At 67.8% G+C, this 22312-nt stretch carries 22 protein-coding genes; 11 read left to right on the top strand and 11 right to left on the bottom strand.

What is annotated here, in order from left to right; translation table 11 throughout:
* Positions 1-54 precede the first annotated feature (54 nt).
* The 4 genes from ACOJTB_RS04940 (at position 55) to ACOJTB_RS04925 (ending at position 3265) form a co-directional block, all read left to right on the top strand.
* Positions 55-1263: an MFS transporter gene (locus ACOJTB_RS04940; RefSeq protein WP_420101405.1), complete on the top strand. Its 1209-nt coding sequence runs from the start codon at positions 55-57 to the stop codon at positions 1261-1263.
* Between the two features lie 88 nt (positions 1264-1351).
* Complete coding sequence (locus ACOJTB_RS04935) at positions 1352-2215, top strand: AraC family transcriptional regulator (RefSeq protein ID WP_420101404.1); 864 nt, start codon at positions 1352-1354, stop codon at positions 2213-2215.
* Positions 2216-2237: 22 nt separating this feature from the next.
* The gene (locus tag ACOJTB_RS04930; RefSeq protein ID WP_420101403.1) at positions 2238-2969 is read left to right on the top strand and encodes an AzlC family ABC transporter permease; all 732 of its coding nucleotides are present in this window, start codon (positions 2238-2240) and stop codon (positions 2967-2969) included.
* Complete coding sequence (locus ACOJTB_RS04925) at positions 2966-3265, top strand: AzlD family protein (RefSeq protein WP_420101402.1); 300 nt, start codon at positions 2966-2968, stop codon at positions 3263-3265. Before ACOJTB_RS04930 ends, ACOJTB_RS04925 begins: the two co-directional genes overlap by 4 nt.
* A 3-nt stretch (positions 3266-3268) precedes the next feature.
* Here the strand turns inward: ACOJTB_RS04925 and ACOJTB_RS04920 are convergent, their stop codons facing one another.
* Positions 3269-3964, bottom strand: a complete 696-nt coding sequence (locus ACOJTB_RS04920; protein WP_420101401.1) for a hypothetical protein — start codon at positions 3962-3964, stop codon at positions 3269-3271.
* Between the two features lie 68 nt (positions 3965-4032).
* Positions 4033-5868 (bottom strand): aminopeptidase P family protein, encoded by a 1836-nt coding sequence (locus tag ACOJTB_RS04915; protein ID WP_420101400.1) that lies wholly within the window; start codon positions 5866-5868, stop codon positions 4033-4035.
* A gap of 292 nt (positions 5869-6160) precedes the next feature.
* Between ACOJTB_RS04915 and ACOJTB_RS04910 the strand changes: the two genes are divergently transcribed.
* A complete protein-coding gene (locus ACOJTB_RS04910) occupies positions 6161-6397 on the top strand; it encodes a hypothetical protein (protein ID WP_420101399.1) in 237 nt (78 codons plus the stop codon).
* 68 nt (positions 6398-6465) lie between these two features.
* Complete coding sequence (locus ACOJTB_RS04905) at positions 6466-6594, top strand: hypothetical protein (RefSeq protein ID WP_420101398.1); 129 nt, start codon at positions 6466-6468, stop codon at positions 6592-6594.
* A gap of 38 nt (positions 6595-6632) precedes the next feature.
* On the opposite strand, the gene ACOJTB_RS04900 is transcribed toward ACOJTB_RS04905, so the two are convergent.
* Positions 6633-7580, bottom strand: coding sequence for a 50S ribosomal protein L11 methyltransferase (locus tag ACOJTB_RS04900; protein WP_420101397.1), 948 nt, complete (start codon positions 7578-7580; stop codon positions 6633-6635).
* A 129-nt stretch (positions 7581-7709) separates the two neighbouring features.
* Entirely contained in the window at positions 7710-8465 is a 756-nt protein-coding gene (locus tag ACOJTB_RS04895) for an SDR family oxidoreductase (protein ID WP_420101396.1), read from the bottom strand.
* Positions 8466-8567: 102 nt separating this feature from the next.
* Between ACOJTB_RS04895 and ACOJTB_RS04890 the strand changes: the two genes are divergently transcribed.
* The gene (locus tag ACOJTB_RS04890; RefSeq protein ID WP_420101395.1) at positions 8568-8984 is read left to right on the top strand and encodes a winged helix-turn-helix transcriptional regulator; all 417 of its coding nucleotides are present in this window, start codon (positions 8568-8570) and stop codon (positions 8982-8984) included.
* Positions 8985-9005: 21 nt separating this feature from the next.
* On the opposite strand, the gene ACOJTB_RS04885 is transcribed toward ACOJTB_RS04890, so the two are convergent.
* The 4 genes from ACOJTB_RS04885 to msrB form a co-directional block, all read right to left on the bottom strand.
* A complete protein-coding gene (locus tag ACOJTB_RS04885) occupies positions 9006-9437 on the bottom strand; it encodes a hypothetical protein (RefSeq protein ID WP_420101394.1) in 432 nt (143 codons plus the stop codon).
* Between the two features lie 8 nt (positions 9438-9445).
* A complete protein-coding gene (locus tag ACOJTB_RS04880) occupies positions 9446-10207 on the bottom strand; it encodes an HNH endonuclease (protein WP_420101393.1) in 762 nt (253 codons plus the stop codon).
* Positions 10208-10285: 78 nt separating this feature from the next.
* On the bottom strand, positions 10286-12634 hold the full coding sequence (locus ACOJTB_RS04875) for an ATP-dependent helicase (RefSeq protein WP_420101416.1): 2349 nt from the start codon (positions 12632-12634) through the stop codon (positions 10286-10288).
* A gap of 188 nt (positions 12635-12822) precedes the next feature.
* The gene (gene msrB, locus ACOJTB_RS04870; protein WP_420101392.1) at positions 12823-13263 is read right to left on the bottom strand and encodes a peptide-methionine (R)-S-oxide reductase MsrB; all 441 of its coding nucleotides are present in this window, start codon (positions 13261-13263) and stop codon (positions 12823-12825) included.
* A gap of 221 nt (positions 13264-13484) precedes the next feature.
* Here msrB and ACOJTB_RS04865 point away from each other — a divergent pair, with 221 nt between their 5' ends.
* Together ACOJTB_RS04865 and ACOJTB_RS04860 are read left to right on the top strand one after the other, a co-directional pair.
* Positions 13485-14738, top strand: coding sequence for a BtaA family protein (locus ACOJTB_RS04865; RefSeq protein WP_420101391.1), 1254 nt, complete (start codon positions 13485-13487; stop codon positions 14736-14738).
* Between the two features lie 41 nt (positions 14739-14779).
* Positions 14780-15403, top strand: coding sequence for a class I SAM-dependent methyltransferase (locus ACOJTB_RS04860; protein WP_420101415.1), 624 nt, complete (start codon positions 14780-14782; stop codon positions 15401-15403).
* A 94-nt stretch (positions 15404-15497) separates the two neighbouring features.
* On the opposite strand, the gene ACOJTB_RS04855 is transcribed toward ACOJTB_RS04860, so the two are convergent.
* Positions 15498-16064, bottom strand: a complete 567-nt coding sequence (locus ACOJTB_RS04855) for a thioesterase family protein (RefSeq protein ID WP_420101390.1) — start codon at positions 16062-16064, stop codon at positions 15498-15500.
* Positions 16065-16325: 261 nt separating this feature from the next.
* Between ACOJTB_RS04855 and ACOJTB_RS04850 the strand changes: the two genes are divergently transcribed.
* The gene (locus ACOJTB_RS04850) at positions 16326-17714 is read left to right on the top strand and encodes an FAD-binding oxidoreductase (protein ID WP_420101414.1); all 1389 of its coding nucleotides are present in this window, start codon (positions 16326-16328) and stop codon (positions 17712-17714) included.
* 234 nt (positions 17715-17948) lie between these two features.
* Positions 17949-21545: an AsmA family protein gene (locus ACOJTB_RS04845; RefSeq protein ID WP_420101389.1), complete on the top strand. Its 3597-nt coding sequence runs from the start codon at positions 17949-17951 to the stop codon at positions 21543-21545.
* A gap of 273 nt (positions 21546-21818) precedes the next feature.
* On the opposite strand, the gene ACOJTB_RS04840 is transcribed toward ACOJTB_RS04845, so the two are convergent.
* Both ACOJTB_RS04840 and ACOJTB_RS04835 read right to left on the bottom strand, forming a co-directional pair.
* Positions 21819-22055 carry a ribbon-helix-helix domain-containing protein gene (locus ACOJTB_RS04840; protein ID WP_420101388.1) on the bottom strand — a complete coding sequence of 79 codons (237 nt, stop codon included), beginning with the start codon at positions 22053-22055 and terminating at the stop codon, positions 21819-21821.
* Positions 22052-22249: a DUF4169 family protein gene (locus tag ACOJTB_RS04835; protein ID WP_420101387.1), complete on the bottom strand. Its 198-nt coding sequence runs from the start codon at positions 22247-22249 to the stop codon at positions 22052-22054. Before ACOJTB_RS04835 ends, ACOJTB_RS04840 begins: the two co-directional genes overlap by 4 nt.
* Positions 22250-22312: the final 63 nt, after the last annotated feature.

The following is a 22312-nucleotide window of genomic DNA, read 5'->3' as shown; positions in this document are numbered from 1 at the left end:
GCTCCAGAGTTCCATCGCTAACTCTGTCGCACCTTCCCTTCGGAGCCCATCCCGATGTCCGATGCGATACCCGCTCATTCCGCCCGCGGCGCCTTCGAGGATGCCCCCACCGGTGCCGCCGCCTGGCCGGCGGTGCTGTCGCTCAGCCTCGGCGTCTTCGCGCTGGTGAGCATGGAGTTCCTGCCCGCGAGCGTGCTGACCTCGATCGCGGGCGACCTTCGGATCAGCCTCGGCGCCGCCGGGCAGACGGTGACGACCACCTCGCTGGTGGGCGTCGCCTCGGCGCTGCTGACGCCGATCGTGACACGGCGCTTCGATCGCCGCTTCGTGCTCTGGGGGCTGATGGCTTTGCTGGCGCTCTCCAACATCGTCACCGCCTTCGCCACCGGCTATGTCATGCTGCTGGCTGGGCGTTTCCTGCTCGGCATCAGCCTCGGCGGGTTCTGGTCGATGGCGCCGGCGCTGACGCCGCGGCTGGTGCCGGCCGACAAGGTGCCCCGCGCGCTGGCGCTGATCTCGGCCGGCGTCTCGGCCTCCTTCATCGCGGCCGGGCCGCTCGGCGCATTTCTCGATGCGGCGATGGGCTGGCGCAACGTCTTCCTGCTGGGGGCGGTGGTCGCGCTCGCCGCGCTGATCATGCAGATCATCAGCATGCCGCGCCTGCCGGCGCAGGCTGTGGCGGCCTTCGGCACGCTCGGCATCCTGCTCGGCCGAGGCAGCGTGCGCTTCATGCTGCTCGCCATCCTCCTGGTGATCTCCGGCCAGTTCACCGGCTTCACCTATGTGCGCCCCTTCCTGGAGCAGGTGCCGCAATTTTCTGTCGCGGCGATCACGCTGGTGCTGTTCGGCTATGGGCTCGGCAATGTCGTCGGCAATTTCGTCGGCGGAGTGGTGGCCGGGCGCGGCATCAAGCTCGCTCTGCTGAGCTTTGCGCTGATTGCGGGATTTTCGGCAGCGCTGCTGCTCGGCTTCGGCACGCTGGCTGCGGTCGCGGCGGCGGCGGTCGCGCTGTGGGGCTTCGCCTTCGGCTTCGCGCCGGTCGGTTTCCAGAGCTGGATGATGCGGATCGCGGGCGATCACCCGGAGAGCATCAGCGGGCTGGTGACAGCCGCCTTCCTCGTCGCCATCGCCAGCGGCGCTGTTCTCGGTGGCCTCATCGTCGATCATGCCGGCGCCTCCGCCCCAATCGCCTATCTGGGGGCGGCGATGCTGGCCGGCGCCCTGCTGATCGGCGTGATCGGCAAGGAGCCCGAGCCGCATTGAGCCTGCTGGCCGGCACGATCGGGCGCGTGATGCGCCCGATCACTTTTCTTCAAGACAGGGCCGGCGGTATCTGCGCTAACCTGCCGTCATGCAGCTGATCACGCAGGAACAGGCCTTGTCGCAAACGCCGCTTCGAGCGGATGAGCGCGCGCATCTGTTCGCAGCGCGGCGCTTCGATGGGCTGGAATTCCTGGCCGCGACCTTCCGCACCCACGCCTATGCGCCCCATGCTCACGATACCTATGCGATTGGGACGATCGAGCAGGGGTGCGAGGTCTGGCGCGCGCGCGGGCAGACGCTTCACGCGGTGGCGGGCGATATCGTTCTGAACCACCCGCTCGACGTCCATGACGGGGCGCCGAGCGATGGCGGCTATCGCTACCGTATGAGCTATCCCTCGCTGGAGCTGATGAGCGAGCTCGCCGCCTCGCTGACCGGCCGCGACGGCGTCGGCACGCCCTTCTTCCGCGATCCCGTCGTGCATGATCCGGAAGGGGCGGCGCTGTTCGCGCGGGCGCACCGCCTCCTCGAGGAGGGGGGCGACGCGCTGGCAGGGGAGGAGGCGCTGCTGCGCGCCTTCGGCGCCATGCTGGCGCGCCATGCCGATCTCAGCGTCGTGTCGGTCGGCCGCGAGGATGGTCCCGTCGCGCGGGTGAAGCGGGTGATCGAGGCCCGCTATGAGGAAGACCTCGCTCTGGCGGATCTCGCACGTCTCGCCGGCCTGCCGCGGCACCATCTCATCCGCGCCTTCCGGCGTGAAACCGGGCTGACCCCCCATGCCTATCTCGTCGATGTGCGGGTGCGGCGGGCGCGAGAGCGGCTGCGCCGCGGCGAGACACCTGGCGAGGTCGCGGCCGCGACCGGCTTCTGCGACCAGCCGCATCTGACCCGTGCCTTCAAGGCGCGGCTCGGCGTCACGCCCGGCGCCTTCCGCGCCGCCCACGCCGGCTGAGCCGGTCTTCCGAGAACCCTTCATGTCCACGATGCGAGACGATGTCAGGCGCGGCCTGAGCGATATCTGGCCGGCTGCGGTCGCGGCGGCGCCGATCGGGCTGCTGTTCGGCGCGGTGGCGGCGGGCAAGGGCCTTTCGCCGCTCGAAGTCTTCCTGATGAGCGCAATGGTGTTCGCAGGCGGGGCACAATTCGCCGCGATCGAACTCTGGGCCCAGCCGGCGCCGGTGGCGGCGCTGGTGTTCTCGACGCTGCTGATCAACGCCCGCCATGTGCTGATGGGCGCGTCGCTGGCGCCCAAGCTGACGGGCTTCAGCCGCGGGCAGAAACTGCTGGGCCTCTATTACATGGCGGACGAGAACTGGGCGCTGGCCGAGAAGCGGGCGCGCACGCACCGGCTGACTCCGGCCTATTGGTTCGCGATGGTGGTGCCCTTCGTGCTGGGCTGGCTGACCAGTTCGACGCTGGGTGCGGTGATCGGGGCCGTGCTCGGCGATCCCAAGCGGCTGGGGGCCGATTTCGCCTTCACGGCACTGTTCATCGCGTTGGTCGCGGCCTTCTGGAAGGGCCGGGTGACGTTCTGGACGGTGGCGGCGGCCGGCATCGCCTCGGCGGTGACCTACCGGTTGGCGGGCCCGCCCTGGCATGTCGCCACCGGGGCTCTCGCCGGGCTGGCCGCAGCCTGGCTCGCCGCGGGCGACGCGCCCACCCCGCCGCTCGCCAAACCCGTCATCGTCGACGAGGCCGGACCATGAGCGTCGATCCGATCAACCTCCTCGCCTTCCTCGGCATGGCTGTCGTCACCTATGCGACGCGGCTCGCCGGTCTGGCGCTCGCCGGGCGGCTCGACCTGTCGCCCCGCGCGCAGGCGGCCTTCGACGCCATTCCGCCGGCCGTGCTCGTCTCAGTGATCGCGCCGAGCGCTCTGGCGACAGGCTGGGCCGAAACGGCCGCCGCAGCGATCGCGGCGCTGGCCGCGACGCGGCTGCCGCTGCTGGGCGTGGTGGCGGTCGGGGTGGTGGCGGTGGTGTGTTTCAGGACGCTGGGGTGAAACTCACTCGCGGATGATTTGATTGACTGCAACCACGACACCGCGACCGCTCATGGCCATGTTGTATTTCCGCGAGAGAGCCGCTTTCAGCTGCGGTTCCGCAACGGCGATCTTGGCCTTGATATCGGCCGAGGCGCCGATATCCGACTTGCGTTGAAAGATGATGTCTCCCGTCTTGATCGCCAAAACCTGATAGCGTGCCCATTTCTGGCGCGAGATGTTCGCACGCCAGTCGGGACACTTGCCCTTGAATGCCCGGCCTTTGAAAATGTTCTGAGCATCTTGATAGCTGATGCTGCGGTTGACGACGTTGGTCAGCTTGTATTCGTAATAATCGCTGATATTTCCGCTCAAGCCTAAATCAACAAAGATGTTTTTGATGCCGCTGAGAGCGGCTGTTCCGTCAAGCTGAGAGGAAAGGTCGATATCGACCTGGACCGCATCCGCAGGTGTCACGCCATAGTTGGCAAGCGTGACCTCGCAGAGTTCTTCTAGGTTGACGGGTTTTGAACTGTCGTCGGTCGCAACTTCCCGAGCGAAGTAAAGCGAGCCCACATTGATGCCGGCCCGGGCCGGGCGAAGCTCGCGGCCGCCGAGAAGTTCGCGTCCGCCGGCCGGTATGCTGATGTCGGGCGACGTCGAAGAACTGCACCCTGCGGCCAAAATCGCCAGCGCCAGACCTGCCAACTGCTTGATCATCGCCACCCCCATAAGTCGATGTCGAGGATGGTAATGCAACTTATAGTTGCGTCAATGCCGTTCTCTTCTCACAGAGGTTTGCATGCCTCTTCCAGCCAGGCCTTCGCCTCGCCCTCGACCAGCGGGCCGATCTTTTCGAGCACCGTGGCGTGATAGGCATCGAGCCAGGCGATCTCCCCGGCGTCGAGCAGGGTCTCGTCGATCAGCGCCCGCTCATAGGGGCACCAGGTGATCGTCTCGAAGCCGTAGATGGTGCGTTCCGCGCCCGGGATCTGCCGTTCCTCGACGACGATCAGGTTCTCGATGCGGATGCCGTAATGGCCCTCCTTGTAGTAGCCGGGCTCGTTGGAGAGGATCATGCCCGGCTCCAGCGGCGTGGTGCCGAGCTTGGAGAGCCGCTGCGGCCCCTCATGGACGGAGAGATAGCTGCCGACGCCGTGGCCGGTGCCGTGGTCGAAATCGAAGCCGCCCTGCCAGAGCGGAAGCCGCGCGAAGGCGTCGAGCTGCGCGCCCGAGGTGCCCTTGGCGAAGACCAGCCGCGAGATCGCGACATGGCCCTTGAGCACGCGGGTGTAGCGGTCGCGCATCTCCGCCGTCGGCTCGCCGATGACGATGGTGCGGGTGATGTCGGTGGTGCCGTCCTCGTATTGCGCGCCGGAATCGACGAGGAAAATGCCGGGCTCCAGCTTGCGGTTGCTACTTTCCGTGACGCGGTAATGCGGCAGGGCCGCGTTGGGGCCGGCGCCGGCGATGGTCGTGAAGGACACGTCCTTGAGCAGGCCGGTGCGCAGACGTTCCTGCTCGAGCGCGGCGACGGCGTCGATCTCGGTCAGGCCGCCTTTCGGCGCCTCGCGCGCGAGCCATGAGAGATAGTTCGTCATCGCCGCGCCGTCACGCAGATGGGCGGCGCGGGTGCCGGCGAGTTCGGCGGGGTTCTTGCGAGCCTTCATCAGCGCGATCGGATCGGCTCCGGCATCGGGCGTGCCGCCGGCTTCGCGGATGAGGGAAGCGAGGGCCGAGGCAGCGGTGGCCGCGTCGAGCCGCACCTTCGCGCCGGCCTCGCCGAGCCGCTTCAATGCGGATTCGAGAGTGGCGGGCGGGGCGATCTCGCCGACGGCGCCGATCGCATCGCCCGCCTCGTTGGTGATCTTCTCCGGCGCAAGAAACACGCCGGGACGTCCCTCGCGCGGCACCAGCGCATAGCCGAGCGGCAAAGGCGTGTGCTCGACATCGCCGCCGCGGACATTGAACAGCCAAGCCAATGCATGCGGATCGGAAACCACCAGCGCATCGACCTTGGCCTCGGCGAGCGCCACCTTGATGCGCTCGAGCTTGGCGGCGCTGTCCTCGCCCGCCAGATCGGCGCCATGCGCCTTGACGGGGGCGGCCGGCGGGGCCGGGCGGTCCACCCAGAGCGCGTCGATGGGGTTGGGCGAGACCGGGACGAGTTCGCCGCCAGCAGCGGCCACGGCCTTCTCCAGCCGGGCGACGCCGTCGACCGTGTGCAGCCAGGGATCGTAGCCGAGCCTGCCGCCGGCCGGCAGGTTCTGCTCGATCCAGCGCTCCATCGGCGTCTCTTCCATGCGCACCGGCCTGACGATCGCCGTATCGGTCTGTGCCGCCGACTGGATGGTGTAGCGCCCGTCGACGATCAGCGCCGCCTTGTCGGCCAGCACGACGGCATTGCCGGCCGAGCCGGTGAAGCCCGTCAGCCAGGCGAGACGGGCCATATGGGCCGGCACATATTCGCCCTGATGTTCGTCGGCACGCGGCACGACGAAGCCGGCCAGCCCCTGCGCGGCAAGGGCCCGTCGCAATGCTGCGACCCTTCCGGCGACCTTCGCAGGGTCGCTCGGCTCGGAAAAGGACTGGAAGCGGCAGCGCGGTAGGGCAGAATCGGTCATGATCTCATCCGGAATGGCCGCGCATCCTCGCCTCGACCGGGTTGGAGCGCCAGTCCTTCGCAAAGATCGGCCTGCCGGGTGCGCATGCAGGGCGTGATTGCATGCTGGGCAATTCGCCTGCTTGCTATGCAGCGCTGAACATTCCTTAACGCAGATCAAAGTTCGCCATGCGCTTATCGCATGTTGTGCATCTGCGAACTGTTCTTCTCGCAAGTGCGAGATCATCATACCTTCGTCGCATAAGAATTGAGGAAGCGACCGGGACCACCCTTCGCTTTTCGGAGATGGACCGATGACCTACGTCCTGAACAATGCCGAGTTGCTGCCCGCCGCCGAAGCCCAGCGTGCCGCGCCGGCCCGCGAAGGCCTTCTGTCGCGCATCTTCACCGCCATCATCAACAGCCGCCTGCGCAGCGCCGAGCGCGAGCTTCGCGCCCGCCACCTGATGCTCAACGAGGCCGGCATCGTGATGGGCGGCATTCCGTTCGCGACCGTCGCGGCCGACGACAAGCTGCCCTTCAACCGCTGACCGTTCCCCGCCTCGCCGCGCCGGCTTCCGCCGGCGCCGTCGACGAGGCCTTTGCGAGGAGTTTCACCATGATCGCCCTAGTCAAGCATGTCTTCGAGATGGTCGCCGACACGGCCAAGTTCATCGTTGCCGTCTGGCACGACGCCCGCAGCCTGCAGGCCGAGACCGAGGCCCGTTACGGCCATCTCGGCTACTGAGTTTGCAGGAAGCCGGCGTCTTTCGCCGGCGCTTCCGCTCAGAAGGGGCGGCGTGGCCTGGGGGCTGCGCCGCCCTTTTTCATGACCAGCGTCGCCCAGCCGTCGCGCAGCGACTGGCTGGAGAGCGCAATGCCCTGGTGGCGATAGGTCGAGACGATGCCGGGCACGTCCATTGCGAGCAGGCCCGAGAGGATCAGGGTGCCGTCCGCCGCCAGCACGCGGGCGAGGGTCGGCGCCATGCGCCTCAGCGGGCCGGCGAGAATGTTGGCGAAGACCAGGTCGAAATGGCCGGCGCGGTTCGCCTTGGCGTGGCGCAGGCCCGGGGCGACATAAAGGTCGAGCGCCTGCGGCGCGTGGTTGAGGCGGGCATTATGCGCCGAGACCTCGACGGCGACGGCATCGATATCGCCTGCGACGACCCTGCGCCTGATCTGCTTGGCCAGCGCCAGGGCCAGAATGCCCGTGCCGGTGCCGACATCGAGCCCGTGGCGCGGGCGGCGCTTCTTCAGCTCGGCGTCGAGAGCCAGAAGGCAGCCGGAGGTTGTGCCGTGATGGCCGGTGCCGAAGGCCAGCGCGGCCTCGATCTCGATCGCCACGTCGTTGATGCGCACCGCCTCACGGTCATGCGCGCCATGGACGAGGACGCGGCCGGCGCGCACGGGCTTGAGGCCGTCGAGGCTGTTCGCCACCCAATCCTTGGTGTTGACGGTGGTGAAGGGCGTGTCGTCGACGAGATCGCCCACGATCGGGCGCAGCAGATCGCGCACCGCCGCCTCGTCCGGCGGGTTGGCGAAGTAGATCTCGACCTTCCAGGGAGTGTTCATCGAGAGCGTGGTGATGCCCTGCTCGATCTCGAAGGCCGAGATCGCGGTCTCGGTCGGGTCGAAGACCTCGCCGAGCAGCTCGGTCAGGGCCCGGGCGTTCTCGCCCGAGGTGGAGAGTTCGAGGACGGTCGCGACCGTCGCGGGGAGGAGGCCTTCGCGCATCGGGCGCCCATAGCAGTGCGCTGCGCGGTTGTCATGCCTCGGAAAGCCTCCTCGGAGCGTCTGTCACTGGAGCACCGGCAGGAAGCGGTGCTCCAGCATCATGGGGGTGGCCTACGACCCGTGCAGTGGTCAGTGCGTGCGGGCGCTCAGTGCCGCGAAGACCTGGGCGAAGCTGCCGTTGGCCTCGGCGAAGCGCAGCGGCTTGCAGCGCTCGACGATGACCTCCGTCGCCTCCGGCTGCGTTTCCAGAATGCTCATCACCTCCTCGGTGAATTCGGCGAGCGGCATCGCCTCCGGATCGCTGGCCTGATGCGGGCCGAGCAGCTCGGTCTGCACATAAGGCGGGGCGATCTCGATCACCTCGACGCTCGTGCCCTTGAGCTGCTGGCGCAGTCCCAGCGACCAGGAATGGATGGCGGCCTTGGTCGCCGAATAGGTCGGCGTCGCCGCCAGCGGCACGAAGGCGAGGCCGGACGAGACGGTCAGCACCGCCGCGCGCGGCTGCGCGATGAGATGCGGCAGCAGTGCCGTGGTGAGGCGGATCGGACCGAGGAGGTTGGTGGCGATCGTTTCCTCGGCGATGGCGAGGTTGTCGGCGGCGGGGACGTTCTCCGGCTTCATGATGCCGGCATTGTTGAGGACGACATTGAGGCTCGGAAAGCGTGCGACCACCTCGCGGGCGAAGCTCTCGATCCCGGCCTTGTCCTGAATGTCGAGCGTGATCGACTGCATGCCGGGATTGGCGGTGGTGACCTCATCCAGCGCGGCCTGGCGCCGGCCGGCGATGATGACGGTGTTGCCCTTGGCCTGAAGCGCCTCGGCCAGCGCCCGGCCGATGCCGGAGCCGCCGCCGGTGATGAGGATGGTGTTGCCGGTGATGTTCATCGCAAGGCCCTCTCGTGGTTGCGGGAGTGCAGATGGCGCCGCTACTCTTCAAACGAAAGAAGGCGCGTGGAAGTGCCATACGCACCAAAAGGAGAGTGTGCGATGCGAGCGATCCGGAACGCGGTCGAGGCCGTGCATGCGAATTACGCCGCGATGCCGGAGGTCAGCCCGGCGGTGGAGTCGCTGGTGCGGCAGGTGATCGCGCAGGTGGCGGACAAATGGACGATGCTGGTGCTGGAGGCGCTGGAGGAGCATGGCACGCTGCGCTTCAGCCAGATCGGCCGCGTGGTCGAGGGCATCAGCCAGAAGATGCTGACCAATACGCTGCGCGAGATGGAGCGCGACGGGCTCGTGACCCGCACCGTCCACCCGGTGATCCCGCCCCATGTCGATTACACGCTGACGGAGCTCGGCCGCGAACTCAGCGCCGCCTTCTGCGGCGTCTGGCTATGGGCCGAGACCTATCACGGGCAGGTCGCGGCGGCGCGGGCGGCGTTTCGCGAGCGGGAGAAGGGGTGAGGGTTGCTACCAACAGGGTCGCTAATTCGATCGAATTGGTTTTTTGGTCAAGTATACGTACATGCGCTTTGAAACGTATTCCGATATGAATTTCAAATGCTGCTCGGTGAAATAGTCACCTTCATTGCAACCGCTCTGCTTACAAGCTTCTTTTACCCAGGCGTCGATCATCAGGTGCTGGGAAACCTTTTGTCCGTGCTCCATGAGGTACCCTAGGCGTTCGGTCACGGGAGCCATCTCCGAGATGTCTAGGTTCCATTCGGCCGCTATCCAAGCCAATGGCAGGACCGCCTTTTCGTCAGCTGCAAGTTCATAAATCTTGTTGTCGTAAGGATTGGAGATAAGTGATTGCGTTCTGTTCGGCGGTGCCCCTGTGGCGCAAAGCAAAAAACGCCAGCCGATCGCGCCGTAAATGCGGAAATATCCGTAGACGGCTCCGGAAGCATCGCTCACGGCCTGAATTATATTGGGGTTGCTGCCGAACTCATCCGAACCATCGGAAGTGCTCTATAGTCGAGTTTGACGAGCTCCGTTGGGTCATCGGGCTTATCGCCATGCTCGATAAACTGCCTGATCTCATCGTAACGGGAGTGGGCTACTTCCTCACAGCCTACCAAGCGCGCCCATAAGACAAGCGCTGCCTTGGCCATCGATTGCTGCGACCGGCCGGCCCCAAACTGAAACTGGCCCCTGATTGATGGTGCGGGAACTATGGCATCGTTGCGCTTGTGATCGCGAAGGAGATCCACGCGGATCGCTTCGATGACTTCTGGCGCGGTGTGCCCCAAGTCTTTGGCGATAGCTCTCGCCGCATTGCCGATCAATTTCTGAAGTTCCGGCTCGCTAGTCGCCACGACGGCAATGTTGATCGCTTTGTCCTCTTTTTCTATCCTAACCTGCTTGCCTTCATGTCGAGGCTTCACCTGCATTCCAGGTCTTACATCGAAAGTTATGTCCTTGCTGCGCATGCCATGGATCGTCGGCGGCGTGCCGCCGTCGCCCGCGAGCAGGTTCCCGATGTTTCGGAGCATGGCTACGCTGTCGGCAAGATCTTGGTCTGGACCTCGGCCCATCCGCTCATTGCATTCAGAGCATATGATATTGCGAACCGTAGCTCTGCCGCCGAGTGAATTCAGCAATACATGCTCCGGCTTCGTACGGCCAATTATCAGACTTAAGCACAGTATACATCGTCGCTTAGGTTGTTCGACTGGCTCAGTCATTTGGGTAGCCTTTAAAGGATCGCGACGAGTTTTCCAGCCTGAGACGATGGAGATTAGCGGCGGATATCGAAGAATTATTCACCCCGCCTTCTGCACGAAGCTGTCCAGCACCATCTTCCGCCCGGCCTTGTCGAAATCGACCGTGAGCTTGTTGCCATCGACGCTCGCGACGGAGCCGGGGCCGAATTTGACGTGGAAGACGCGGGCGCCTTCGCCATAGGCGGATTCGCCGGTGGATTTGGCGGTCAGCTCGCCCTCGATCAGGAGCGGGCCGCGCTGGCGCTGGCCGCCGAAAGTGTTGCCTGACCCGAAGCCGCGCCCGCTCTCCGAGAAGCCGCTGCCGCCGCCGGCCTTCGCCCGGTTCTCCTGCGCGCGCTGCCAGCCCGGGGTGTTGTAGCTGGAGCCGAAGCTTTCCATGCGCTCGAAGCGGGAGGCGCCATAGCCGCCCTGGCCATAGGCGGTGGGCGCCTGTTCGACCTCGACATGCTCCTCCGGCAATTCGTCTATGAAGCGGGAGGGCAGGCTGGTCTGCCAGAGGCCGTGAATGCGGCGGTTGGAGGCGAAATAGAGCTTCAGTTTCTTGCGGGCGCGGGTGAGGCCGACATGGGCGAGGCGGCGCTCCTCCTCGAGGCCGGCGCGGCCGTTCTCGTCGAGCGCGCGCTGGTTGGGGAAGAGCCCTTCCTCCCAGCCGGGCAGGAAGACCGTGTCGAATTCCAGCCCCTTGGCAGCGTGCAGGGTCATGATCGAGACGCGGCGCTCGGCATCGCCATCGGCGACGTCCATCACCAGAGAGACGTGTTCGAGGAAGGCCGGCAGGTCCGGGAACTCGTCGAGGGAGCGGACGAGTTCCTTGAGGTTTTCCAGGCGCCCGGCAGCATCGGCCGAGCGGTCCTTCTTCCACATCTCGGTGTAGCCGCTCTCCTCCAGCACCAGCTCAGCGAGCTCGCCCTGCGGCATGTGCTCGGCGCGGGCGGACCAGCGGCCGAAGGCGTCGACCAGCTCGCGCAGCGAGGTTCGCGCCTTGGGCTTGAGCTCGTCGCTCTCCACCGCGGCACGGGCCGATTGCATCAGCGAGAAGCCGGTGGCGCGGGCATGGTTGTGCAGAAGCTGGATCGTCGCATCGCCGAGCCCGCGCTTGGGAACGTTGACGATGCGCTCGAAGGCGAGGTCGTCCGTCGGGGAGACGACGCAGCGCAGATAGGCGAGCGCATCGCGGATTTCGGCGCGCTCGTAGAAGCGCGGGCCGCCGATGACGCGATAGGGCACGCCGGCCTGGACGAAGCGCTCCTCGATCTCGCGCATCTGCGCGGAGATGCGAACGAGCACCGCGACCTCGCCGAGGTCGTGGCCCTTGGCCTGCATCGCCTCGATCTCGTCGGAAACCAGGCGCGCTTCCTCCTGGCTGTCCCAGGCGCCGGTGATCGTCACCTTCTCGCCGGGCTCGCCCTCGGTGCGGAGCGTCTTGCCGAGGCGGCCCTCATTGCGCGCGATGAGCTTGGAGGCGGTGGCGAGGATATGGCCGGTGGAGCGGTAGTTGCGCTCCAGCCGGATCACGGTCGCGCCCGGAAAGTCGTGCTCGAAGCGCAGGATGTTGTCGACCTCCGCACCGCGCCAGACATAGATCGACTGGTCGTCGTCGCCGACGCAGCAGATGTTGCGGCGCCCCTGCGCCAGCAGGCGCAGCCAGAGATATTGCGCGGTGTTGGTGTCCTGATACTCGTCGACGAGGATGTAGCGGAAGCGCTCGTGATAGGTCTGCAGCACGTCCGGATGCTCGCGAAAGAGCGTCAGGCAGTGCAGCAGCAGATCGCCGAAATCGACCGCATTGAGCGCGAGCAGCCGCTCCTGATAGGCGGCGTAGAGCTTGCCGCCCTTGCCGCCGCCAAACACGGCGGCCTCGCCCGCCGGCACGTCCTTGGGCGCCAGGCCCCGGTTCTTCCACGAGTCGATGAAGCCCGCCAGCATGCGGCCGGGCCAGCGCTTCTCGTCCAGCCCCTCGGCCTGGATCACCTGCTTCATCAGGCGGATCTGGTCGTCGGTGTCGAGAATGGTGAAGTCGCTGCGCAGGTCGAGCAATTCGGCATGTCGGCGCAGCAGCTTGGCCGATATGGAGTGGAAGGTGCCGAGCCAAGGCATGCCCTCCGCGACCGAGCCGACGAGATGGGCGACGCGCTCCTTCATCTCGCGCGCGGCCTTGTTGGTAAAGGTCACGGCGAGGATCTGGGAGGGGTAGGCGCGGCTGGTCGAGATCAGGTGGCCGATGCGGGTGGTGAGCACGCGGGTCTTGCCCGTGCCGGCGCCGGCCAGCACGAGAACCGGCCCGTCCGTCGCCTCGACGGCCTGGCGCTGCTCGGGGTTCAGCCCGTTGAGATAGCCGGCCGAGGGCTGCGCCGCGGCACGGGCGGCGAGACCGCCGGGGCGGGGCATCGGGGCCGAGGGGATTTCGTAATCGGACAAGGGCGCAAGCTGCTCGTGCGTGATTCGTTCTCACGGCAATATAGGAGGTGATTGGCGGGATTGCGCCTACCCTCGGCACTTTCGTGTGCAGTTATGGGCGCGGGCAGCGCAGGATCCCCTCTCCTTACAGGAGAGGGGATCCTGCGCTCTTCATGGATTTATCCGCCCTGTTCCGCCTCGAAAGTCATCGCCTCGCCGTTGATGCAGTAGCGCAGGCCGGTGGGCGGCGGGCCGTCCGGGAAGACATGGCCGAGATGGCCGCCGCAATTGGCGCAATGCACCTCCGTGCGGTGCATGCCGAAGCCATAGTCCTCCGAGGTGCCGACGGCTCCCTCCAACGGCTGGTCGAAGCTCGGCCAGCCGGTTCCGCTCTCGAATTTCTTGCCGGATTTGAAGAGCTTCTGGCCGCAGCCGGCGCAGGAGAAAGTGCCTGCGCGCTTTTCGTAGTTGAGGGCGCAGGAGCCGGCCCGCTCCGTGCCGTGGCCGCGCAGGATGCGGTACTGCTCCGGGGTCAGGCGCGCGCGCCACTCCGCATCGGTCAGCTGGAAGGGGAAGCTCTCCTGCTTCTTCTCGGCGCCGAACAGGCTGGACAGTCCCATCGCGATCTCCTCGTGTCGGCCGCGCCGCTCCCCGTGAGCGACGCCGCGTTTCGTCCTGGCCAATATGGCGATCGGCGGCCGAATTTTCAGCCCCGGCGTCCGGGCCGGCGCGTTCACGAAGGCGGGACCGCCACCGTTTCGTCGCCTCGCCCGACCCGCCGTCACCTCAGCGTCACGCGACTCCTCTAGGCGGCTCGCCACCTTGAGGGAGGAGACCCAAAGTGGCGCAGACGGCACGGACGGTTCGACGCACGACGACGCTGGAGTTGAGCACCGCGGTTCAGCGCAGCAAACCGCTGTCCAAGGCGGGGCTGCAGGAATGGCTGTTCACCCGCGCCTTTTCGGGCCTTGTCTATCCCCAGATCTGGGAAGACCCGGTGGTCGACATGGACGCGCTGTCGCTGAAGGCGGACGACCATGTCGTCGCCATCGCCTCGGGCTCCTGCAACATCCTATCCTATCTGACGGCGGCGCCGATCAAGGTCAGCGCCGTCGATCTCAACGGCGCCCATATCGCGCTCGGCCGGCTGAAGCTCGCGGCGCTGGCGCGCATGCAGAGCCACGCCGATTTCCTGCGCTTCTTCGGCCGGGCGGACGACAAGGCGAATGTCGCCTTCTACGACCGAGAAATCGCGCCGCATCTCGACGCCGTCTCGCGCAGCTACTGGGAGGGCAGGGGGCTCGACCGGCGCCGCCGCGTCAACCTTTTCGCCAAGGGCTTCTATCGCCATGGGCTGCTCGGCCGCTTCATCGGCACGGGCCATCTGCTGGCCCGGCTGCTGGGCGCCGACCCCAAGGCCCTGCTGGCGGCCCGCGATCTGGCCGAGCAGCGCGCGCTTTACGAGACGCATCTGGCTCCGGTGTTCCGGAAGCGGCTGGTGCGCTGGCTGGTGCGCCAGCCGGCCTCGCTCTACGGGCTCGGCATTCCGCCGGCGCAATACAAGGCGCTCGCGGCCGATGGCGATGACGGCATGCTCGGCGCGCTGCGGCTGCGGCTGGAGCGGCTGGCCTGCGACTTCCCGCTGAAGGACAATTATTTCGCGCAGCAGGCCTTCGGCCGGCGCTATGCGGAGGGCCCCGACGCGGCGTTGCCGCCCTATCTCCAGCCCCGCCATTTCGAGACGGTGAAGGAGCGGTCCGGGGCCGTCTCCTATCGCCAGGGCTCGGTGACGACCTGGCTCGAGGAGCAGCCCGCCAAGAGCTGCGACGCCTATGTGCTGCTCGACGCGCAGGACTGGATGAACGATGCCGATCTCACCGCGCTGTGGACGCAGATCACCCGCACGGCCAAGCCCGGTGCCCGGGTGATCTTCCGCACCGCGGCCGATGAGCGGCTACTGCCCGGGCGCGTGCCCGCGGCGGTCCTGGACCAGTGGCACTACGACGAGGCGCGCAGCCGCGAACTCTGCCGGCAGGACCGCTCGGCGATCTATGGCGGCTTCCACCTCTACACCCTGCCGGGAGCGGCCGCGTGAGTGCCGCCGAGGCCCCCGGAGAGGGGGCCGCCGCCGGGCTGATGGACAGCATCTACCGGCATCAGCGCCATATCTACGACGCGAGCCGGAAGTTCTATCTGCTCGGCCGCGACGGGCTGATCGCAGGGCTCGCGCCGCGTGCGCAGGATACGATCCTCGAGATCGGCTGCGGCACCGGGCGCAACCTCATCGGCATCGCCAGGCGCTATCCGGGCTGCGACTGCTACGGGCTCGACGTCTCGAGCGCGATGCTGGAGACGGCCCATGGCGCGGTCGAGCGTGCCGGTCTCGGCGGGCGGATCAGGCTCGCCCAGGCGGATGCGAGCGATTTCGACCCGCAGGCTCTGTTCGGCCAACCCGGCTTCGACCGGATCGTGATCTCCTACGCGCTGTCGATGATCCCGCCCTGGCAGGCGGTTGTGGCCGAGGCGATCGCCCGCCTGTCGCCGGGCGGCTCGCTGCACATCGTCGATTTCGGCGATCAGGCCGGCCTGCCTTCGGCCTTCAAGGCCGTTCTGCGGCGCTGGCTGGCGCTGTTCCATGTCACGCCGCGCGAGGATCTGCCGGCGGTGGTGCGGGCGCTGGCGGAAGAGGCCGGCGCGAGCTGCCAGGTCGAAGCGCCGTTCCGCGGCTATGCGGTGCGGGCGGTGGTGCGGAAGGCGTGAGCGGCGTCATGTTTGGGCCTGACCCGAGCATCTGACGACCAGGATGAGCTGGTTTACGAGATGGTCGGGTCAAGCCTGACCATTACACCGATCGTCAATGTCGCGTCTGGCCATCCTCGGCGTCGGCCATTTCCCGCTCGCCGACCTCGATGGCGCTCTTGTGCGGCATGCCGATGATGCGGCCGATGCTGGCCGGCAGCGGCATCCGGGTATGGGCGGCCTTCATCAGCGCCAGATTGGCGAGGATGTCCGGCGGGAAGGGCGTCACCTTGCGATCGACCATATCGACATGCAGCGACATGTTCTCGCTGGTGGCGGCCAGCCAGCCCTCATGGGCGTGGCGCATCTCCAGATAGTAATGCAGCCGCTTGTCGTCGAAGGTGATGAGCTGCGCGGTGATACGCACGAGGTCGCCTTCGGTCAGCTCGCGCTTGTAGAGGATGTGGCATTCGGCGGTGAAGGTCGAGGCCTGGCGGGTCTCGACGTAATGACGCGAGAGACCGACCAGCGAGAACACCTCGTCCACCGCCCGGTCGAAGAGCACATGGTAATAGGCCATGTTGAGATGGCCATTATAGTCGATCCATTGCGGCTCCACCCGCATCGCGGAGGAGACGAAGGGCGCAAAGAAGAGCGCCGGGGCGCGTGTCTCGGTCTTCATGATCGCCTCCCGTGTCAGGCGCTTCGCTCAAGGCCGTGCGGCGAGAAATCCACTGCCCATTCCCTCATCGCTTGCTCTACTATGCATCAAATCGCTGCGGCGTCAGCCGTCCTTTCGGGCATCGCGACCGGAAGGGCGGGGGCTGTGGCCATTGGGTAACCCGAAGCGAATCGAAGCCTCTTCAACACCACTCCGAAAGCCGGAATCATCACGATGAGCCTGTCCGCCGTGTCGCTTCATGAACCCTCCGCCGCTGCCCCGATGCCGCCGCCGAAGGCGGCGATCGAGGCCGTGACGCAGGCGCTGGCCGCCCGCTTCGGCAACCGGCTCGTCACCAGCCTCGCCGTGCGCCAGCAGCATGGCCACACGCTCACCTGGATCCCGAACCTGCCGCCGGATGCGGTCGTCTTTCCGCAGAGTACGGAAGAAGTGGCCGAAATCGTGAAGATCTGCGCGGCCCATGGCGTGCCGATCATCGCCTTCGGCACGGGCACCTCGCTGGAGGGTCATGTCAACGCGATCCATGGCGGCGTCTGCATCGATCTGTCCCAGATGAAGCGGATCATCGCGGTCCATGCCGAGGATCTCGACGTGGTGGTGGAGGCCGGCGTCACCCGCAAGGAGCTGAACGAGCATCTGCGCGACCAGGGGCTGATGTTCCCCATCGATCCGGGCGCCGACGCCTCGATCGGCGGCATGGCGGCGACGCGGGCCTCCGGCACCAATGCCGTCCGCTACGGCACGATGAAGGACAATGTGCTCGCGCTGAAGGCGGTGATGGCCGACGGCTCGATCGTCCGGACCTCGACCCGCGCCCGGAAGACCTCGGCCGGCTACGACCTCACCCGCCTGCTCGTCGGCTCGGAAGGCACGCTCGGCATCATCACCGAGATCACGCTGAAGCTGCACGGCATCCCCGAGGCGATCGCCGCGGGCGTCTGCCCCTTCCCCTCGATCAAGGCGGCCTGCGACACCGCGATCCTGACGATCCAGACAGGTATTCCGGTGGCGCGGATCGAGCTGCTCGTCGAAATCATGATCAAGGGCTTCATCCTGCATTCCAAGCTCGGCCTGCCCGAGGTGCCGATGCTCTTCGTCGAATTTCACGGCACCGAGGCCTGGGTGAAGGAGCAGTCCGAGCGCTTCGGCGAGATCGCGACCGATTGCGGCGGCGGTCCCTTCGACTGGGCGACGAAGGCCGAGGACCGCACGCGGCTGTGGGAGGCGCGGCACAACGGCTACTGGGCCGGCCGGGCGCTGCGGCCCGGCGCCGATACGCTGGCGACCGATGTCTGCGTGCCGATCTCGGCGCTGGCCGAGTGCGTGGAGGAGACCAAGCGCGACATCGAGGCGAGCGGGCTGATCGCGCCGATCGCCGGACATGTCGGCGACGGCAATTTTCACACCCAGCCGCTGGTTGACCTGTCGGACCCGGACGAGGTCGAGCGGGTTCAGGGCTTCATCGACAGGCTGGTCAAGCGGGCGCTGGCGATGGGCGGCACCTGCACGGGCGAGCATGGCGTCGGACAGAAGAAGATGAAGTATCTCGAACTGGAGCATGGCGCGGAGGCGATGGCGGTGATGCGCACGCTCAAGCGCGCGCTCGATCCGCAGAACATCCTCAACCCCGGGAAAATCGTCGCGATGTGACGCTGTTGCGCCTTGCGCCCGGCAAGCGCTTGCTGAAATCTCCGAAGCTGGCGTCATTTGCGGGCTGCATCCGGCACGCGAGGTCACACAGCCGTCATCGCGGAACGCGAAGCGACGACGCGATGCAGGCAGACCCAGTGAACCGCTCTGGTTGGGGTCCCCTGGATCGCTTCGCTTCGCCCGCAATGACGGATGACGACATGATGGCGCGACGACAGGGGCATAAAGCGGAATTTGCGTGAGAGTCTGACCGTTCTCGCCGGCCTTCTCGTGCTGGCGCTGCTGGCGGCCCTGATCGGGCCGGGCTTCGTCGACTGGCGTAGCTACCGGCCGCAATTCGAGGCCAGGCTCACCGAGGCGCTCGGCTTCGAGACGTCGATCGACGGGGACATCCAGCTGCGGCTGCTGCCTTCGCCACGCATCGGCCTCGGCCAGGTCAGGATCGGCGATCCGCGAAGCGGCGACAGCTCCGTCACGATCGAGCGTACGGTGGTCGAGCTGGCGCTGGCGTCGCTGGCGCGCGGGGAGTTCCGCTTCGCGCAGGCGAGGCTTGAGGGGGCGACGGTCACGCTCGCCGCGAATGAGGACGGGGCGATCCGCCTGCCTCCGCAAAAAGCCGCCGGCCTGCCGCCGCAGGCCAGCCTGGAGCGGCTGACGATCAGCCGCTCCGCCGTGATCTGGCGCGAGCCGGGCCGCGACCCCGTCACGGTCGTGCCGATCGCGGCCGAGGTTTCGGCGGTGACGCTGGCGGGGCCCTGGCGGGTCGAGGGGGAGGTCGCGGGCACCTCCTTCCGCGTCACGACCGGCGAAATCGAAGAGGGCGGCCGGCTGCGCGCCAAGGCCTTCCTCACCGGCGACCAGATGCAGTTCAGCTTCGACGGCGCGGTGCTGCTGGCGCGCCGGGCCGAGACCGTGGGGCTGGAGGCCGAGGGTGGGTTCACGCTGGCGCCGGGCGGAGCGGTCTCGCTCGCCGGCCGCCTCAAGGGGGGCGGCCGCCAGCTCGATCTGTCGGGGCTGACCCTCGACCTCGCCGGCGGGGCGGCGCGGCTGGAAGGGGAAGGGCAGTTCCTGCCGGCGAAGGGCACGGGCTCGCTGGCGCTGCGGGCCCGCCGGCTCGATGCCGACGCGCTGACGCAGGCCCTGGCGGATCGCAAAGGCTTCGAAAGGGCGCTCGCCGGCCTGCCGGGGCGCATCGATCTCGGGCTGGATCTGGACCAGCTGATCTGGCGCGGCGAGGATATCTCCGCGCTCTCCTTGCGGGGCAAGCTGGATGATCGCGGGCTCGAAGAGGCGAATGCCTCGGCGCGATTGGCCGGCGCGCTGATCGGTTTTACCGGCTGGCTGGACGGCGATGGCGGTTTCGGCCGGGTCACCGTCAAGGCCGAGGATGCGCGGCGCGTCGCGCTCGTGCTGGGCCGCAACGGTCTCGATCCGGCGCTGACCGAACTCGTCGCCGGACTCGGGCGCATCGACGCCGACGCGCTCGGGCGCTGGAGCAAAGCCGGCCTCAGCTTCGAGAAACTGCTGGTCGCCGGCTCGTCGGGCCTGCGGATCGAGGGGGCGGGCGAACTTTCGCCGCAGCGCCTGGCCGCCACCGCGACGATCGGTGGGCTCGATCTCACCACGCTGCCGCCGGGCACGAGTCTGGCCGGCCTCGTCGGAGACCGCGAGATCGCCCTGTCCCTGACGCTGGCCCGAGCGCGCTTCCGCAACGCGCCGCCGGGACAGGCCTCGCTGGATCTCAAGCGCGAGGGCGCGAGCTGGCGGCTGAGCCGCCTGCGCGTCGAGGGTTTCGGTGGCGTCGATGTCAGCGGCGCGGGCGCTCTCCTGCCGGAGGGCGGCGAAATCGCGGGCCGCATCCGCGCGCCGCGCTTCGAGACTCTCGCAGCCCTGGCCGGGCCGCTGCTCCCGCCAGGCGTGAGCGAGGCGCTTTCCCGCGCCGGCGATGGGCTCTCGCGGCTCGACACCGCCTTCCGCCTGACGCGCGCGGCGAGCGGCGACACGGCTCTGGTGGCGGATGGAACGGCCGCCGCCGGCAAGCTCGCATTCGACGGGCGGCTCGACCGCGACGGCAGCTGGCAGCGCGCCCGGCTGAATTTCGATCTCGGCGACCGCCGCCAGGTCTTCGCGGCACTCGGCCTGCCGGTGCCGCAGCGGGGCGGGACGGGGCGCGTCAGCCTCGATCTCGGCGAGGGGCGACTGGCCGGCACCCTCGCCGGGCCCGGCCTGTCCGTCGCGATCGAGCCCGACGCGGCAGGCGCGGTGCTGACCGTGCAGGCCGACGGGCCGGGGCAGATCCTGCCCGAAGGCGCGGCGCGGCTGGTGCCCGATGCGGTGCTCGACATCCGAGCCCGGCTGCAGACCGGCGCTGAGGCGGTTCGCCTGGACGATCTCACCCTCCATCTCGGCGCAGCCAAGGCGAGCGGGACCCTCGTCCTGCCGCGCGAGGGGCGCGCGAGCGGGCGGCTGCAACTGGCCTCCGCCGATCTGAGGGCGCTGGTTTCCGCCGCCTTTGGGCCGGTTCCTCAGACGGCCGGGGCGATCTGGTCGACCGGCCGGTTCGGGCGCGTCGCCGAATGGCCCGATCTCGACCTCGGCATCGAGGCCGAGACTTTGGTGGCGCTGGACGGTGTCGCTCTCCAGAAGGCCCGCTTCACGCTGCGGGCCGATGCGGATGGGCTGCGGATCGAGGATATTGCGGGCGGCTACGGCGCCGGGCAGGTGGCCGGGCGGATGGCCCTGCGCCGCGATGGCGGGCTGGCGCAGCTCAATGGGCGGCTCGACCTCTCGAGCGTGGATCTCGCCGGACTGACCAGGGGGGCGCTCAGCGGCCGTCTTTCGGGCCGGATCGAACTCGGCGGCGCGGGCGAGAGCCCGGCCCGGCTCATCGCCGGCCTGTCCGGTGCCGGAAGTCTTGCCCTGTCGGATGCAAGGCTCGCGCGGTTCGATCCCCGCGCTTACGAGAGGATCATCGCCGGCACCGGCGAGGATGCTTCCGAAAGCGATGCGGCCCGGCTGCGCGACCGGCTGGGCGATGCGCTGGATCGCGATTCCTGGGCGCTCGGCGAGGTGACGCTGCCCTTTACGCTGGCGGCGGGCATCGCCCGACTCCAGCCCTTCGGCTTCGAGCGCAGCGGCCTGCGGGCCGAGGCGAGCGGCACAGTGGATCTGCGCGCGCTGACGGCCGATGTGAGGCTCGCATTGAAGCCGCTCGGGCCGCTGCCCAAGGGCTGGCCCGGCGACGCGCCGCAGATCGCCATCGCCTGGCGCGGGCCGCTGAACGATCTCAGGCGCGAGAGCGACGTCAGCGCTCTGTCGAACACCGTCGCAGCGCGGGCGCTGGCGCGGGAAATCGAGCGGGTCGAGGCTTTCGAGGCCGATGCGCGGGAGCGGGCGATGCATGCGCGCCGCCTGCGGGCCGAGCGCGAAATGCGCGAGAACGAGCGCAGGCTGCAGGAGTTCCTCAAGGCCGAAGAGGAGCGCCGCGCCGCCGAGCAGAAGCGCCTGGACGAGGCGCAGCGCGCCGAGGAGCAGCGCCGCATGGCCGAGCAGGCCAGGGCGGAAGCGGAGGCGCGCCGGCGAGCCGAAGCGGAGGAACGGGCGCGCGCGGCGACCGAGCGGGCAGGGGGGCCGCCGGCGCAGCCGCCGCCTTCACCGACGCCGCAGCCTCAAAACGAGCCGCTCCTGCTGCCCGGCGCCCCGCGGACGAGCGCGCCCGAGGGCACCGTGCAGTCGCCGCCGGCCGTGCCGCTGTCGCCGCAAGGCCCACCGATCAGGCAGCCGCTGCCGCTCACGCCCGCTCCTGCGCGCCCAGGCGTACCGCTCAATTGAGAGGGTGATTCAAGCGCTTGGGGATTTGATTCCAGTTTTTCACCCAAATATCTGCGACGATGGGATTTTTCGTCCCTACCGAACGATGCTCGGACAGCGCGGGGAACCCTCTCCCGGAGGGAGAGGGCAGGGTGAGGGGTAGGCCGTTGGACGCCGTGACCGTGACCTGACCGCTGCTGCGGGTGGGTGATAGCGAACTGGTCCAGGAGCCGACACCTCACCCTGCCCTCTCCTTACAGGAGAGGGTTCCCCGCGCCGGCCGCACTTTTCAGCTCAGGTGGTGCCGTTGGAGCCATCCACCAGCCGCCGGTAATGATCCAATACATGGAGCCGCAGGGCGGAGGAGAGGCTGGTGTCGCCCCGCGTCGAATCAACCTGGGCGACGAGGGCGGTGACGCTGCGGCCCTCGGCGGCGGCGATCTGCTTCAGCGCGTCCCAGAACGCATCTTCCAGCGACACGCTGGTCCGGTGGCCGGCGATGCTGAGGGAGCGCTTGCGCTCGGCGCTCACGGCTTGCCGGGCTCGTCGCCAACGTCCAGGCGGTGACCGTCGAGCCGGCGCGCCGCCTGCTCCAGTTCGGCCGCGGCGAGGCTGCGCTCGGCCTTGCTGCGGCCGAAGCTCAGGCGGTTCTGCTCGGCCTGCTTGCCCGCTTCCTCGCGCGCCTTCTGCTTGCGGACGCGGCGCAGATTGACGATCTCGGCCATGGCCCGCTCCGCTCAGGCCGGTGCGAGCATGTGCTCGGGCTTGACGGTCTCGTCGAACAATTG

Origin of the sequence: Allobosea sp., assembly GCF_048595345.1 — a bacterium.
GTDB lineage: Bacteria > Pseudomonadota > Alphaproteobacteria > Rhizobiales > Beijerinckiaceae > Allobosea.
Note: the sequence above shows the minus strand (reverse complement) of the source record. Positions and strands in the feature narration are given on the sequence as shown.